At 74.4% G+C, this 14,471-nt stretch carries 12 protein-coding genes; 3 read left to right on the top strand and 9 right to left on the bottom strand.

What is annotated here, in order from left to right:
- Positions 1-31: 31 nt before the first annotated feature.
- Both IH25_RS0119985 and IH25_RS0119990 read right to left on the bottom strand, forming a co-directional pair.
- The gene (locus tag IH25_RS0119985) at positions 32-1,771 is read right to left on the bottom strand and encodes a hypothetical protein (RefSeq protein WP_030611969.1); all 1,740 of its coding nucleotides are present in this window, start codon (positions 1,769-1,771) and stop codon (positions 32-34) included.
- A gap of 200 nt (positions 1,772-1,971) precedes the next feature.
- Complete coding sequence (locus IH25_RS0119990; RefSeq protein WP_030611971.1) at positions 1,972-3,357, bottom strand: hypothetical protein; 1,386 nt, start codon at positions 3,355-3,357, stop codon at positions 1,972-1,974.
- A gap of 306 nt (positions 3,358-3,663) precedes the next feature.
- Between IH25_RS0119990 and IH25_RS0119995 the strand changes: the two genes are divergently transcribed.
- A complete protein-coding gene (locus tag IH25_RS0119995; protein WP_030611972.1) occupies positions 3,664-4,329 on the top strand; it encodes a bifunctional DNA primase/polymerase in 666 nt (221 codons plus the stop codon).
- A gap of 260 nt (positions 4,330-4,589) precedes the next feature.
- Here IH25_RS0119995 and IH25_RS0120000 read toward each other — a convergent pair whose 3' ends face one another.
- Entirely contained in the window at positions 4,590-5,282 is a 693-nt protein-coding gene (locus IH25_RS0120000; protein ID WP_030611974.1) for a metal-dependent transcriptional regulator, read from the bottom strand.
- Positions 5,283-5,623: 341 nt separating this feature from the next.
- Here IH25_RS0120000 and IH25_RS0120005 point away from each other — a divergent pair, with 341 nt between their 5' ends.
- The gene (locus tag IH25_RS0120005) at positions 5,624-6,379 is read left to right on the top strand and encodes an SIS domain-containing protein (RefSeq protein WP_030611977.1); all 756 of its coding nucleotides are present in this window, start codon (positions 5,624-5,626) and stop codon (positions 6,377-6,379) included.
- 63 nt (positions 6,380-6,442) lie between these two features.
- Here the strand turns inward: IH25_RS0120005 and IH25_RS0120010 are convergent, their stop codons facing one another.
- Both IH25_RS0120010 and pdxH read right to left on the bottom strand, forming a co-directional pair.
- Positions 6,443-7,834, bottom strand: a complete 1,392-nt coding sequence (locus tag IH25_RS0120010; RefSeq protein ID WP_030611979.1) for a PAS domain-containing protein — start codon at positions 7,832-7,834, stop codon at positions 6,443-6,445.
- Positions 7,835-8,242: 408 nt separating this feature from the next.
- Positions 8,243-8,929, bottom strand: coding sequence for a pyridoxamine 5'-phosphate oxidase (pdxH, locus tag IH25_RS0120015; RefSeq protein ID WP_030611981.1), 687 nt, complete (start codon positions 8,927-8,929; stop codon positions 8,243-8,245).
- 175 nt (positions 8,930-9,104) lie between these two features.
- Here pdxH and IH25_RS0120020 point away from each other — a divergent pair, with 175 nt between their 5' ends.
- Positions 9,105-10,205 carry a citrate synthase 2 gene (locus IH25_RS0120020; RefSeq protein WP_030611983.1) on the top strand — a complete coding sequence of 367 codons (1,101 nt, stop codon included), beginning with the start codon at positions 9,105-9,107 and terminating at the stop codon, positions 10,203-10,205.
- A 93-nt stretch (positions 10,206-10,298) separates the two neighbouring features.
- Here the strand turns inward: IH25_RS0120020 and IH25_RS0120025 are convergent, their stop codons facing one another.
- The 4 genes from IH25_RS0120025 to IH25_RS0120040 form a co-directional block, all read right to left on the bottom strand.
- Positions 10,299-11,324: an isopenicillin N synthase family dioxygenase gene (locus IH25_RS0120025; RefSeq protein WP_030611985.1), complete on the bottom strand. Its 1,026-nt coding sequence runs from the start codon at positions 11,322-11,324 to the stop codon at positions 10,299-10,301.
- A gap of 227 nt (positions 11,325-11,551) precedes the next feature.
- Positions 11,552-12,157: a TetR/AcrR family transcriptional regulator gene (locus IH25_RS0120030; RefSeq protein WP_030611987.1), complete on the bottom strand. Its 606-nt coding sequence runs from the start codon at positions 12,155-12,157 to the stop codon at positions 11,552-11,554.
- Positions 12,145-12,891 carry an enoyl-CoA hydratase family protein gene (locus tag IH25_RS0120035; protein ID WP_030611989.1) on the bottom strand — a complete coding sequence of 249 codons (747 nt, stop codon included), beginning with the start codon at positions 12,889-12,891 and terminating at the stop codon, positions 12,145-12,147. The genes IH25_RS0120030 and IH25_RS0120035 overlap by 13 nt, the downstream gene beginning before the upstream one ends.
- Positions 12,888-14,456, bottom strand: a complete 1,569-nt coding sequence (locus tag IH25_RS0120040) for a 4-coumarate--CoA ligase family protein (RefSeq protein WP_030611990.1) — start codon at positions 14,454-14,456, stop codon at positions 12,888-12,890. The genes IH25_RS0120035 and IH25_RS0120040 overlap by 4 nt, the downstream gene beginning before the upstream one ends.
- Positions 14,457-14,471 lie beyond the last annotated feature (15 nt).

Below are 14,471 nucleotides of genomic sequence, written 5' to 3' on the forward strand. Positions count from 1 at the left end.
CCGGCCCCGGCGCCGGGGCCCGCCGGGGGCGTCACAGCTGGGTGGGCTGGCGCTGGGTCAGACCGTACTGCCGGGCGATCGCGTTCCACAGCGGGGCCGCCTTGCCCTTCTGCTCGCTCGCGGTCTTGCTCTCCCGGTTGCCCGCCTGGGTCTCGCCGGTGGAGCGCGCCTGCCCCTTGTGGCAGCCCTTGTGCCCCTTGGCCTGGTCGGCCCAGGCCGCGTAGTGGTTGTCGGCCGCGGCGGACGCCTGCCAGGCCCGGGTCAGCGCGTCCCTGAGGTGGCCCTGGGCGGGCAGCTTGTCCGTGGGCAGCTTGTTCAGCCGGGTGACCAGCTCGCCGCGCTGCCGGGCCGCGTCCCGCAGATCGGCCGCGGCCTGGTCGAGGTTGTCGCACTTGCGGACGTCCGCCACCGCCTGGATCACCGCGGCCCGGCTGCTGCCGCTGTCCGCGAGCAGCTTGTCCAGCTCCACCGCCTGCTGCCGGGCGGGGTCGGCGCTGGGCGAGGCGGAGGCGGAGTCCGTGCCGGCCGGGGACGCGGCCACCGCCGGCGTGTCGTCCCCGCCCGCGTCCTTGCCGTCGCCGCCGCCGGTGCTGAGCAGGGCGCCGGCGCCCACGCCGACCACGATCAGGCCCACCGCGGCGGCGGCGATCAGCGGCACCCGCGACCGACCGCCGCGCCGCCCGCCGCCGTCGTCCGGCCCGTGGTCGTACGACGGCTGCGCCGGGCGGTACGCGGACGGCTCCGGGCCGGGGTAGGCGTCCGGCCGCTGGACGACCGGGAGCTGCTGGGTGGAACCGGCCGGGCCGTCGTCGCCCGCCGGGCCGCCGCGGAAGAGGTTGTCGAACTCGGCGGGCGGCTGCCGGTCCGCGGCCGGCACCGGCGCCTGGATCTGGGTCTCGGCGGCGTAGGGCGGGATGTACTGGGTGGCCTCCGCGTCGGAGGACGCGGGCCCCGGCTGCCGGGGCGTCCGGCCCAGGTAGCGGGTCTCCTCCGCGCCCGACTCCGGCGGCAGCCCGCCGCCGGCCACCGGCGGGATGTACTGGGTGGCCTCCGCGTCACCGGGACCGGCGGGACCCGTGCCGACCGGCGGGATGTACTGCGTGGCGCCGTCGTCCCGCACGGGCGGTATGTACTGCGTGGCGCCCTCGCCGGCGCCGCCCTGGGCGGTGACCGGCGGGAGGTACTGCGTCGCGGCGTCGGCCGGCGGGGGCAGCGGGGCGCCCGCGGCGGGCGACGCCGGATACGGCTGCTGGGGCTGCTGCCCCGGATACGGCTGCTGAGGCTGCTGGTTCTGCTGTGCCTGGTACGGCTGCTGGTCCGGCTGCCCCTGGTACGCCTGCTGCGACTGCTGTCCCGGATAGGGCTGCTGGGGCTGCTGGTACGGGCCGGGCGTGCCGTAGCCGGGCTGCGGGGGCGTGCCGTAGGCGCCGGGGCCGGTGGTGTGGGAGTCGCCGTAGCCGGGTGCCTGGCCGCCGTACGACGGGGCCGGGGCGCCCTCCGGGGGCAGCGGGCCGGGGCCCGCGGCGGACGGGGGCTGCTGTCCGGGGCCGGTCCACTGCGGGGCCGCCGCCGGGGGCCAGCCCTGGCCCGGCGGGGGCGTCTGCTGCCCGGAACCCCAGGAACCGTCCCAGGACTGTCCGCCGGCCGGGGCGGCGGGCTCGGGCGGCGCGGTCGTGCCCGGCAGCAGGGGCTCGCCTCCGTCCGAGGGCAGCACGATGCCTTCGCGCGCGGGCCGCGCCGAGGGCTCCTCGCCCTGTCCACTCTGCGTCACCGGGACTCCTACTAATGGGGGACCTTGTGAATCGTCGGCACACGCTACCGGGTCCCCCGAGCCGGGTGCCACGCAGCTCAGGACGTGATCTGCCGTGCTGTGACGGCGATAACAGCGCCGGCCCCGCGGTGCGCCGCGCACGGCACCCGGCGCCCACCGGGTGCCGTCACCGTGCGTTCACCTCGCCGCGGGGCCGGTGTTCACGCGGCCTGCTGGAGTTCGAGGCGGGCCCCGAACTCCCGTACCACCGCCTCCTCCCGGAACGGCTCCAGGCGCTGCTGGAGGTCGTCCAGATACTCGGCGCCCCGGTTGGAGCGCAGGGTCTCCAGCAACTCCACCGCTCTCAGGCCGGTGTTGCAGGCCTGTTCGATCTCGCGCTGCTGCACCTGGGCGGTGGCGAGCAGCACGTAGCCGATCGCCCGGCGGCGGGCCCGGGAGGCGGGGTGCCCGGCCAGCGACTGCTCGGCGTACCGCGCCGCCTGCTCGGGCTGTCCGAGGTCGCGGTGGCAGTGCGCCAACTCGTCGGCCAGATAGGCCTGGTCGAAGTGCGCGATCCACGCCGGGTCGTCCCCGTCGGCGTCGTCGGCGCGCTCCAGCGCCGCCACCGCGCGTCCGCCGGCCGCCTGCGCCGCGCGCGCGTCGCCGAGCAGGGCGTGCCCGCGCGCCTCGGCGGCGTGGAACATCGCCTCCGCGCGCGGGGGGACATGCCCGCGCGCGCCCTCCTGCGCGGCCCGCGCCAACTGGGCGATCTCGCGCGGGTTCCCGAGCTGCGCGGCGAGGTGGCTCATGGAGGCGGCCAGGACGTACCCGCCGTACCCGCGGTCGCCGGCGGCCTGGGCGAGGCGCAGCGACTGGATGTAGTACCGCTGGGCCAGGCCGGGCTGGCCGGTGTCCACCGCCATGTACCCGGCCAGTTCGGTCAGCCGGGCGACGGTGGCGAAGAGCTCGCGGCCGACCGCCTCCCGGTAGGAGCCCGCGAGCAGCCCGGACACCACGCTGTTGAGGTAGTGCACGACAACCGGGCGGACGTGCCCGCTGCCGTACTGGTGGTCGAGGTCCACCAGCGCCTGGGTCATGGACCGCACGGCGGCCACGTCGGACTGGCCCACGCGCGGGCCGGCCTGCCGGGCCACCTGGGTGTCCGGCGCCGAGATCAGCCAGTCCCGGCTGGGCTCGACCAGCGCGGAGGCGGCGACGGAGGAGCCGGACAGGAAGTCCCGGCGCCCCACGTCGCTGCGCCACAGCTCGCAGACCTGCTCGATGGCTCCCAGTACCGTCGGCGAGAACTGGAGGCCGACCCCCGAGGCGAGGTTCTTGCCGTTGGCCATGCCGATCTCGTCGATCGTGACCGTCCGGCCGAGCTTGCGCCCGAGCGCCTCGGCGATGATCGCCGGGGCCCGGCCCCGTGGCTGCTGGCCGCGCAGCCAGCGGGCCACGGACGTCTTGTCGTAGCGCAGGTCGAGGCCGTGCTCGGCGCCGCACATGTTGACCCGCCGGGCCAGCCCGGCGTTCGAGCACCCCGCTTCCTGGATGAGTGCCTGCAGCCGTTCGTTCGGCTGCCTCGCCACGAGAGGCCTTGCGGCCATGTGCTTACCCCCTGCGTTGCGGTCCCCTGGAGCGTGTCGACCGACCCCGCGGAGCCCTCGGCTGCGTCCTGGTCGGTCCGGTCGGGACGATCACTGCCCAGTAGACATACCGTCAATGCGCGACATATGCGGTTTGCCGGAAGTAATGGAGGATGCCGGCCCACTCCCTGGCTACCCCGCCCACGCCCGGCTTCCTCGCGCGCGCCCCCGGCCGTGCCTCCATGCGCCCCGGCCGCCGGAACGATGCTCCTCCCCGCGCGCGCCCCGGAGCCGTAACTCCAGGTGGACAAGGGAGTTGAGAGGAGCGTGGAAGAGACGATCGCGGGCGCCGAGAACACGCAGATGGCCGGTCAGATTCCGCGGCAGCGCGGGGCATCGCTGCTGGAGACGGCCGTACGCTACGCCGAGGAGCGGCACTGGGACGTGGTGCCGGGCACCTGGCTGGAGACCGCCGACGGCACGCAGCGCTGCTCTTGTGGTGAGGCCGCCTGCCCCGCGCCGGGTGCGCACCCCGCGCGCCCCGACTGGGCGACCCAGGCGACCGGCAGTGCGACCGTCGCGCGCCGGATGTGGCAGAAGCAGCCGGCGGCGTCGATCCTGCTGCCGACGGGCCGGACGTTCGAGGCGTTGTCCGTCCCGGAGAGCGCCGGCTTCCTGGCGCTCGCCCGGATGGAGCGGATGGAGCTGACGCTCGGTCCGGTCACGCTGACCCCGGAGCGGCGGATGCAGTTCTTCGTGCTGCCGGGGGCCTCGGCGAAGGTGGCGGACCTGGTGCGGCGGCTGGGCTGGTCGCTGCCGTCACTGGACCTGGTGGCGCTGGGCGAGGGCGCGTACGTGGCGGCGCCGCCCACCCGGTTCGGGTCCCGGGGCGCCGTGCAGTGGGCCCGCCGCCCGACCCCGGCGAACCGCTGGCTGCCGGACGTGGAGGAACTGATCTCGCCGCTGGCCTACGCCTGCGGAAGGGATCGCTGACCCGTTCCCCTGTCGAACACGCGCTCTGAAACTCCGTTTTCGCGGTCAACACCCCTCATTTGAGTGACACCGCGCGATGAATGATCGCCGTGTGTGAGGGGATCTTCCTTGGCAGGAGGCGGACCGCTCGGGGAAAAGCCGGTCCGTGGGGGATGACCCTGAGAGCTCGGGGCTCCGGGTCAGCAACAGGGGAGGACAGGCCCCGGCGCCCTACGGCGCCGGGGCCCCTGCCCGTATCGGACCCGTATCAGGCCGTCGGCTCAGCGCTTGGCCACGAACACGTGGGAGGCGACGTCCGCCTCCAGCTCGGCCGCCTCGCCGCCGCTGCCCACCAGCACACCGCCGGGCGACTCGGTCACGCTCACCACCGAGCCGGGCTGCACGCCGGCCCGCCGCAGGGTGTACATCAGCTGGGCGTCCGTCTGGATCGGCTCCCCGATACGGCGCACGACGACCGTCTTGCCGTCCGTGCCCGCGTCCAGGTCGGCCAGGGAGACCATCCCCTCGTCCAGGAACGGGTCCGCGCCGTCCTTCTCGCCCAGCTCCTCCAGGCCCGGGATGGGGTTGCCGTACGGCGACTCGGTGGGGTGCCGCAGCAGCTCCAGCACCCGCCGCTCCACGGCCTCGCTCATCACGTGCTCCCAGCGGCACGCCTCCGCGTGCACCTGCTCCCACTCCAGCCCGATCACGTCGACGAGCAGGCACTCGGCCAGGCGGTGCTTGCGCATCACGCGCGTCGCCAGCCGACGCCCCTCCTCCGTGAGCTCCAGGTGCCGGTCGCTGGCCACGGACACCAGGCCGTCGCGCTCCATGCGCGCCACCGTCTGGCTCACCGTCGGCCCGCTCTGGTCCAGCCGCTCCGCGATGCGGGCGCGCATGGGGACGACGCCTTCCTCTTCGAGTTCGAGGATGGTGCGGAGATACATCTCCGTGGTGTCGATCAGTCCGGACATACGTGCCCCTCGATTACCTCTGCCGGCAGCCCGGCGCGTGCGCGGCCCCCCTGTACATCAATTCTGCCGGATCCCACTGACAACCGGGCGGTACCAGGGAAACAGGGCTGTTGGGAGGGGGTTACGGGTCGTTGGTGGAGACGGGTGCGCGGGGCGGTCGCGCCCACGCGGGGCGATCGTAGCGCGACGCCGGTCCCGGCGGCGGGGCCCGGTCTCCGGCCACGGGCACGGGCACGACGACCGCCACCGCGCGAAGCCGCCCCGTGTCGCGGCCGTATTGACACCGTGATGGTCCAGACCGCACCGTGATCCGCGACACGGACGCTGCGAAGGGGCAACGCATGAGCGACGGCACGCCTGCCGACCTGTTCTTCGACGCCGCCATCGGCCTGCTGCAACGGGTCCGCGACGAGGAGGGCGAGGCGATCGCCGCGGCCGGCGCCCTGCTCGCCGACACCGTCGCGGACGGCGGGCGCCTGTTCGCGTTCGGCGCCGGGCACTCCTCGCTGGCCGCGCAGGACGTCGTCTACCGCGCGGGCGGCCTGGCCCTGATGAACCTGCTCGCCGTCCCCGGGGTCGTCGGCGTCGACGTCACCCCGGCCACCCTCGGCTCCGCCCTCGAACGGGTCGACGGCCTGGCCGGTGCCGTCCTGGACACCTCACCGGTGCGCGCCGGGGACACCCTGGTGATCATCTCCCTCTCGGGCCGCAACGCGCTGCCGGTGGAGATGGCCCTGGGCGCCCGTGCCCGCGGCCTGAAGGTCATCGGCGTGACCTCGGTGGCGTACGCCGCCGAGACCACCTCCCGGCACTCCTCCGGCACCTTCCTGAAGGACCACTGCGACATCGTCCTGGACTCCAAGATCGCCGTGGGGGACGCGGAACTCACCCTGGACACCATCCCGGCGCCCTTCGCCCCCGCCTCCACGGTCGTCACCACCGCCCTGCTCCAGGCCGTCATGGCGACCACCGCCGCCGCCCTCGCCGACCGCGGCATCGAGCCGCCGCTGCTGCGCTCCGGCAACGTCGACGGCGGACACGAGTGGAACGGCCGGGTGATGGCGCAGTACGGCGACCGGATCTTCTACCGCCGCTGACCCCGCACCGCACACCGCGCCCCGGGAGCCCACCGCCTGCCGGGGCCCACCGCCCGCCGGGGCCTATCGCTCGCGCAGGGCCTCCGCCAGGTCCAGGGCCGCCGCGACCCGTACGGCGACGTCCTCGGCGTAGGCCGTGTCGGCGCGTTCGAAGCGGCTGCGGCCGGCGCCGCGCAGGAAGGTCAGCACTCCCAGCGTCCGCCCCCGGCTGCGCAGCACCGCGCACAGCGCGTGCACCGCGTCGCCGGGCCACTGCCGCTCCAGCGCCCACTCCCGGGCCCGCTCGGCCGACACCTCGCCGGCCTCCGCGCGCACGGTCCCGGCCCGCCGCACGCACTGCCGCGCCGGGTGCTCCTCGGGGTAGCGCACGGGCAGCCCGGCCGCGCCCGTCAGCAGGCTCGGTCCCGGGGCGCCGGCGGGCGTGGCGGCGAGCCGGACCAGCCGGACCGGTTCCGCGTCGCCCTCGCCCTGCGCGCGCGGGCCGTCCGCCAGCCGGTCGACCAGGGCGTGGTCGGCGAACCCGGCGAGCGCGAAGTCCAGATGGACGGTGGCCGCCTCCGCCGGGTCCTCGCACTCGGCGGCGGCCCGGGCCGCGCGGTGCAGCTGGTTGGAGCGGAACCGCAGCAGGGCCGCCTCCTGCTGGTCCTGCCTGGCCTCGGTGACGTCCTGGAACAGCCAGCCGACGCCGAGCGGCACCGGTTCCTCGGCGAGCGGCGAGGCCAGCCGCAGGAACCCGTTGCGCCAGCAGCGGCGCCGCTCGCCCTCGGGGGTGCGCACGACGACCCACATCTCGGCGGGGGCGGGCGGCGCGCCTTCGGCCAGGACGTGGGTCAGCGCGGCCTCCAGCTCTTCCGCGCCCCGCGCGAGCAGCTCGCCGAGCGGCCGGCCCAGCGCCGAGGTCCGTCCGACGCCCAGGGACCGCGCCGCGTAGGCGTTGACCACGGCGGGCCGCAGATCGGCGTCGACCAGGACGACTCCCCAGGCGGCGTCCTCGAACAGCGCCTCGCTCAGCGCGATGGACCGCTCCAGGTCGATCTGCGCGTGCACCTCGCTGAACGCGCAGTACACCCCCGCCGGTTTCCCGTCGGGCCCGCGCACGGCGGCCGACTGGGTGCGTACGAGGATGCGTCCGCCGTCCTTGGTCACCAGCGCGAACTCGTGCACCTGGCGGCCCGGCGCGTGCATCGCCGACATCAGCCGGGCCTGCACCTCCTCGGCGTCGGCGCTGCGCACCGCCCACCCGGCGAACCCGTGCCGCCCGACGGCCTCGGCGGCCGTCCAGCCGAGGATCCGCTCGGCCTCGCGGTTCCAGTGCGTGACGACCCCGTCGGCGTCGAACGCGCACAGCGCCGCGTCCATCCCGTCGAGCAGTGCGGCCAGCAGGTCGGAGCCCGGCTCACCGGGCTCGTCCGGCCCCAGCTCGTCCGTGATCCCACTCCGCCGCGAAGCACTCACCTGGACCCCCTGGAAACTGCCTGCGCGCTCGTCCACACGGCGCCGGTTCCCTCACCGTCCTTCATTCAACTGGAACGTGACCCAGCCCACACCCTGTTCCCGCAAGAAAAAACAGTTGAGTGCGTCCCGGGTGCTTCCTAGGCTGTCGGTACACGAGAAGGGAGGTGGTTCGGCAGATGTATGACAACCGGACGCGTGAGGTGGCTGCGGGCTAGCGGCCCGACACCACACCATGTGCGGTGCCGGACCAGCGCGTGAGAGATGCGCGCAGCCGGCCCAATCCCAAGCAGTCACCCGACCCGCGGGCTGCCGGTACGTCCGGCCGGCTCCTCCTCGGAGGAACCCAGCCCGCGGGTCGTCTGCGTTTTCCGCGCCTCCTGCCCGTGCGTGCCCGGGGGTCTGCCCGGGTCAGGGGCTGAGGCGCTCCACCGTCCAGGTGCCGTCCGGCCGGGCGGTGTACCGCAGCCGGTCGTGCAGGCGGTTGGCGCGGCCCTGCCAGAACTCGATCGTCTCCGGGATGATCCGGAAGCCGCCCCAGTGCGGGGGCACCGGGACCTGTTCGCCCTCCGGGTAGCGGGCCTCGAGTCCGGCGTACGCCTCGTCCAGTTCCGAGCGGGAGGCGATCACCGTGGACTGGGCGCTGGCCCAGGCGCCCAGCTGGGAGCCGTGCGGGCGGGTGCGGAAGTAGGCGGCGGTCTCGTCGCGGCCGGTGCGCCGGGCGGTGCCGGTCACGATGACCTGGCGGGCCAGCGGGTGCCAGGGGAAGAGCAGCGAGACGTGCGGGTTCCCGGCGAGGTCCAGGGCCTTGCGGGAGCCGTAGTTGGTGTAGAAGACGAAGCCCTCGGTGTCGTACTGCTTCAGCAGGACCGTGCGGGAGCTGGGGCGCCCGGCCGCGTCGACCGTGGAGACGACCATGGCGTTGGCCTCGTAGAGCGTCCCGTGCAGTACGGCCCGGGCGGCATCCTCGAACCAGCGGGCGAACTGGTCCATCGGATGGGTGGCGAGGTCCTCCTCGGCGAGGCCGTCGGCCCGGTACTGCTTGCGCATGGCAGCGGGGTCGAGAACGGGGTCCGGAAGCGGGTCGCGATCGGTCACGCGGTCATCTTGCCGTATAGAACGGGTATGGCACCGGGTGTCGGATGGTCTCCCCAACCGTGGCACCGGGCGTTATCGTGCTGCTCCCTTTGCGGTTGGGTTGACCATGGGTGACCGTCGGCGCGCCGAGGCATCACCGGGATGACCGCCGCCACACTTCACGAGGAGCCGCCTGATGTCCGATTTCGTACCCGGACTCGAAGGAGTCGTCGCGTTCGAGACGGAGATCGCCGAACCGGACAAGGAGGGCGGCGCCCTGCGCTACCGGGGCGTCGACATCGAGGACCTGGTCGGTCACGTCTCCTTCGGCAACGTCTGGGGGCTGCTGGTCGACGGTGCCTTCAACCCCGGTCTGCCGCCCGCCGAACCGTTCCCGATCCCGGTGCACTCCGGTGACATCCGGGTGGACGTGCAGTCGGCGCTCGCCATGCTCGCCCCCGTGTGGGGCCTGGGGCCGCTGCTCGACATCGACGCACGCCAGGCCCGCGACGACCTGGCCCGGGCCGCGGTCATGGCGCTGTCCTACGTCGCCCAGTCCGCGCGTGGGCAGGGCCTGCCGATGGTGCCGCAGCGGGAGATCGACAAGGCGAACTCGGTGGTGGAGCGGTTCATGATCCGCTGGCGGGGCGAGCCGGACCCCAAGCACGTCGCCGCCGTCGACGCCTACTGGACCTCGGCCGCCGAACACGGCATGAACGCCTCCACGTTCACCGCCCGGGTCATCGCCTCCACGGGCGCCGACGTCGCCGCCGCGCTGTCGGGCGCGGTGGGCGCGATGTCCGGTCCGCTGCACGGCGGCGCGCCCTCCCGGGTGCTCGGCATGATCGAGGAGATCGAGCGCACGGGCGACGCGCAGGCGTACGTCAAGGGGGCCCTGGACCGGGGCGAGCGGCTGATGGGCTTCGGGCACCGGGTGTACCGGGCCGAGGACCCGCGGGCCCGGGTGCTGCGGCGTACGGCGCGGGAGCTGGGGGCGCCGCGGTTCGAGGTGGCCGAGGCGCTGGAGAAGGCCGCGCTGGAGGAGCTGCACAACCGGCGGCCGGACCGGGTGCTGGCCACGAACGTGGAGTTCTGGGCCGCGATCGTGCTGGACTTCGCCGAGGTGCCGGCGCACATGTTCACCTCCATGTTCACGTGCGCCCGCACCGCGGGGTGGTCGGCGCACATCCTCGAACAGAAGCGCACGGGGCGGCTGGTGCGGCCTTCGGCGCGGTATGTGGGGCCGGGGCCGCGGCGGCCCGAGGACATCACGGGGTATGCGGACATCGCCCACTGAGAGGGTGGCTCAGGAGCGCGGGCGACCGCGGGTGCGCCGTGGCTTGTCGCGCGGTTGCCCGCGCCCCTGAATCCGGCCCGCCGGGCCCGATGCTCACACGGCCGCGAGCAGGTTCCCGTGGTGCCGCTCCGCCACCAGCGGGTGTGCCCTCAGCTTGCCCTTGAGTTCGTTGTAGCCGTACTCGGCGTACAGGGGGTTTGCCGGGTCGGTGGTGATGCCGGGGGCCTCGGCGGCGTGCGGGAAGGGCAGGGGGTCGATCCGCGCGTCCAGGCGGGGGTTGTAGAAGAACGGCACCGAGTAGCGCTCGGTGGCGCCGGGCGGGCTGACGACGCGGTGGTTGGTGGCCAGCAGATAGCCGTTGGTCGCCACCTCCAGCAGTTCGCCGAGGTTGACGACGAAGGCGCCCTCAAGGGGCGGCACGTCGTGGAAGCGGCCGTCCTCGCGCTGGACCTGGAGGCCGCCGACCGTGTCCTGGAGCAGCAGGGTCAGGAAGCCGTAGTCCTTGTGGGCGCCCACGCCCTGCCCGGTGCCGTCGGCCGCGCTGCCGGGGTAGCGGACGAGCTTGAGGTGCGGGTGGGCGTGCTCGCCGAAGACCGGGTCGTAGAAGCCGGCCGGGGCGCCGATGGCCGTCAGCAGTTCGCGCAGCAGCCGGTGGGCGACCGCGCTGAGCCGGTCGATCCAGGTGAGGGCGGCGGTGCGCAGCCCGGGCAGGGCGGCGGGCCACTGGTTGGGGCCCTGGAGCCACCAGTACGGGGGCTCGTCCGGTCCCGGTATACGGGCGGGGCGCTCGGCGCCGATGTCGAGCTGGTCGCGCCAGTCGCGGGTGCCGCCGGTGCGCTCGTCGCCGGTGCGGGTGTAGCCCCTGAAGTGCGGGGAGTTGACGTTGTCCAGGGCGAGCCGGTCGGCCTCGGGGAGGGCGAAGAAGGCGCGCATGGCGGTGAGCAGCGCGTCCGTCTCGGCCCGGGTCACGCCGTGCCCGACGAGCTGGAAGAAGCCGACGTCGTGGGCGGCGCTGTGCAGCTGGGCGTGGAGCAGGGCGCGGGCCTGGGGGCCTCGGTCGGCGGCCGACAGGTCGATGATCGGGAGCTGGTCGTACGACATCGCTGTGTGCGTGGTCATGGTGCGTCCGCGGGTGTACGGGGCACGGCCGGCCGCCGAGGGGTACAGGCGGCCCCCGGTGCCGGAAAAAAGGGAGAAAAAGAGAGATACAGGGGGCTGTCAGGCGGAGAAGTGCCGACAGCCCATGCTCGTGACGCGCACGTAGTCCACGTGGCGGCGGCGGACGAGCATCGGAAGCATGGGCCAAGGGTAACGCGCCGCGTGAGAAGTGCCGCCGTGCGGTCTTCTCAGCCCAGCGCGCCGTCCAGCAGGGCCGCCCACTGGGCGACGACCCGTTCGCGGCGGGCGGTGTCGTCGGTGAGGAGGTTGGCCAGGCCCAGGCCGCGGGCCATGTCGAGCAGGCCCTGGACGGTCTCGCGGACGCCGGGGCGGGACTCGTCGGCGCCGAGGAGTTCGACGGCTATGCGGTGGGTCTCGCGGCCCACCCGGGCCTCCAGCTCGGTCACCCGCGGGCGCAACTGTTCTTCGTCGGAGGCGGCGACCCACAGGTGCAGGGCGGCGCGGAAGAGCGGGCCGGTGTAGAGGTCGACGAGGGCCGCCACCACGGCCCGGCGGTCGGCGGGGCCGTCCGGGAACAGGGCGCGCAGTGCCAGCGAGCGCTCCTCGGAGACGTATTCGACGGCCGCGGTGAACAGGTCTTCCCGGGTCGGGAAGTGGTGCTGGGCGGCGCCCCGGGAGACACCGGCGCGTTCGGCGACGACGGCGACCGTGGAGCCCGCCCAGCCGCGCTCGGCGAGGCAGGCCACGGCGGCCTCCAGGAGCCGCTGCCGGGTGGCCCGGCTGCGGTCCTGCTTGGGAACGCGCTCGCGTTCGGTCGTGCTCACACCACCCATGCCGCATCACGTCTTTCCAGGAAGGCCGTCATCCCCTCCCGGGCCTGGCCGGAGGAGAACAGCCGGGCCGTCAGCGCGGTCAGCCCGTCCGCGTCCCGGTCGAATGTCTCCAGCACCCTAGCCGTGAGCAGCCGTTTGGTCTCGGCCAGGGCCTCGGGGGAGGCCCGGCGCAGGCCGTCCAGGACGGGGGCGAGGGCGTCGTCCACGTCGTCCGCCGCCGTCGTCAGCAGGCCCAGCCGTACGGCCTCGGCCGGGCCGAAGCGTTCGCCGGTGAGGTAGTAGCGGGCCAGGGCGCGGGGGTCGGCGCGCGGGAGCACCGGCAGGGAGATCACCGCGGGGGCGACGCCGATGCGCACCTCGGTGAAGGCGAAGGTGGCCGCGGCGGAGGCGGCGGCGATGTCGCAGGCGGCGAGCAGGCCGAGGCCGCCGGCGCGGACATGGCCGGTGACCCGGGCGACCACCGGTTTGGGCAGTTCCACGATCCGCCGCAACAGGGCCACCAAGCCGTCCGGGGCGGGCGGGTCGCGCAGGTCGGCGCCGGCGCAGAACGTCGTACCGGTGTGGGTGAGGACCACGGCCCGCACCTCCGGGTCCTCGCCGCAGTCGGCCAGGGCGTCGCCGAGCTTGGTGACGAGGGCCGCGGACAGGGCGTTGCGGGTCCCGGTGGCGTCGAGGCTGAGCGTTTCCACGGCACGCGCGCGGCTCCGGCCGAGGGACACGGTGGGGTCGGTCATGTGCGCTCCCTGAGCTGCCGGCGCAGGATCTTGCCGGAGGCGGCGCGGGGGACGGTGTCGGTGAAGGTGATCCGGCGGACGCGTTTGTAGGGGGCGACGCGTTCGGCGACGAACCCCAGGATCTCGTCCTCGGCCGGGCCGTCGGCGCCGGGCCGGCGGACGACGAAGGCGTGCGGGATCTCGTTGCCGTCCGCGTCGCGGGCGCCGATCACGGCGGCGTCGGCGATGCCGGGGTGGGTGAGCAGCAGGGCCTCCAGTTCGGCGGGGGCCACTTGGTAGCCCTTGTACTTGATGAGTTCCTTCACCCGGTCCACCACGAACAGCCAGCCGTCCGCGTCGGTGTGTCCGACGTCCCCGGTGTGCAGCCAGCCGTCGGGGTCGATCAGGGCGGCGGTGGCGTCGGGGCGGCCCAGGTAGCCCTTCATCACCTGGGGGCCGCGGATCAGGATTTCGCCGGGCTCGCCGGGGCCGAGGTCGCGGCCGGGGTCGTCCAGGGAGACGATCCGCATCTCGGTGCCGGGCAGGAGCCGACCGACCGTGCCGGCGGGGGCCTCGCGCAGCCGGTCCAGGGGGACGACGTGGGTGCCGGGCGACAGCTCCGTCATGCCGTACGCCTGGCCGATCGGGGGCAGGCCGAGCCGTTCGGAGCAGGCGCGGGCGTGCCGGGCGTCCAGCGGGGCGGCGGCGCTGATGACGTACTCCAGGGAGGAGAGGTCGTAACGGCCGACCGCCGGGTGCTTGGCGAGGGCGAGGACGATCGGCGGTGCCACGTACAGACCGGTGATGCGGTGTCTCTCGATGGCGGCGAGGAAGGTCTCCAGTTCGAAGCGGGGCAGGACGACGACGGTGGCGCCCTTGCGCAGCGGCCCGTTCATCAGCGCGGTGAGGCCGTAGATGTGGAAGAACGGCAGGACGGCGAGGACGCGGTCGCCGGGGCCGGCCGGGACGGCGGGCTCCAGCTGGGCGAGGTTGGTGGCGATCTGCCGGTGGGTGAGCAGCACGCCCTTGGGGGTGCCGGTGGTGCCGGAGGAGTACGGCAGCACGGCGATGTCCTCGGCCGGGTCGATGGCGACCCGTGGTTCGGGGGCGGTGGTGGCGAGCAGCTCGGTCAGCGAGCGGTGGCCGGGCGCGCTGTCGCACACCAGGATCTCCCGTATGCCGCCCGCGAGTCCGGCGGCCCGACGGGCGGTCCGGAGCAGCGGGGAGGCGGTGACGATCCAGCGGGCCGCGCTGTCGCGCAGCTGCCGGGCGAACTCCTCGGCGGTGGCGAGCGGGTGCGCGGTGGTGACGGTGGCCCCGGCGCGGGTGGCGGCGTAGAACGCGACCGGGAAGGCGAGCGTGTTGGGGCTGTGCAGGGCGAGGACGTCGCCCTTGCGCACGCCGGTGCCGGCGAGGGCGGCGGCCAGGCGCCGGTGGAACCGGTCCACCTGCTCGTACGTGAGGGTGGTGCCGTCCGTGCCGTCGACGAGGGCGGGCCGGTCACCGAAGCCGGCGGCACCACCCAGGACGGCGTCGTGGATGGGGAGTTCTACGGGCGGAACGTCTGCGTACTCGCTGCGGAACACGGTTCCTCCTCGCGC

Origin of the sequence: Streptomyces achromogenes subsp. achromogenes (genome assembly GCF_000720835.1) — a bacterium.
In the GTDB taxonomy this organism is placed as follows: domain Bacteria; phylum Actinomycetota; class Actinomycetes; order Streptomycetales; family Streptomycetaceae; genus Streptomyces; species Streptomyces achromogenes.

Bases quoted from the DNA above. Each gene is read 5' to 3' on its own strand.
- IH25_RS0120005 (WP_030611977.1), top strand. From the start codon at position 5,624: ATGAGCGACGGCACGCCTGCCGACCTGTTCTTCGACGCCGCCATCGGC.
- IH25_RS0120030 (WP_030611987.1), bottom strand. From the start codon at position 12,157: ATGGGTGGTGTGAGCACGACCGAACGCGAGCGCGTTCCCAAGCAGGAC.
- IH25_RS0119990 (WP_030611971.1), bottom strand. From the start codon at position 3,357: ATGGCCGCAAGGCCTCTCGTGGCGAGGCAGCCGAACGAACGGCTGCAG.
- IH25_RS0120025 (WP_030611985.1), bottom strand. From the start codon at position 11,324: ATGACCACGCACACAGCGATGTCGTACGACCAGCTCCCGATCATCGAC.
- IH25_RS0120020 (WP_030611983.1), top strand. From the start codon at position 9,105: ATGTCCGATTTCGTACCCGGACTCGAAGGAGTCGTCGCGTTCGAGACG.
- IH25_RS0120035 (WP_030611989.1), bottom strand. From the start codon at position 12,891: ATGACCGACCCCACCGTGTCCCTCGGCCGGAGCCGCGCGCGTGCCGTG.
- IH25_RS0120000 (WP_030611974.1), bottom strand. From the start codon at position 5,282: ATGTCCGGACTGATCGACACCACGGAGATGTATCTCCGCACCATCCTC.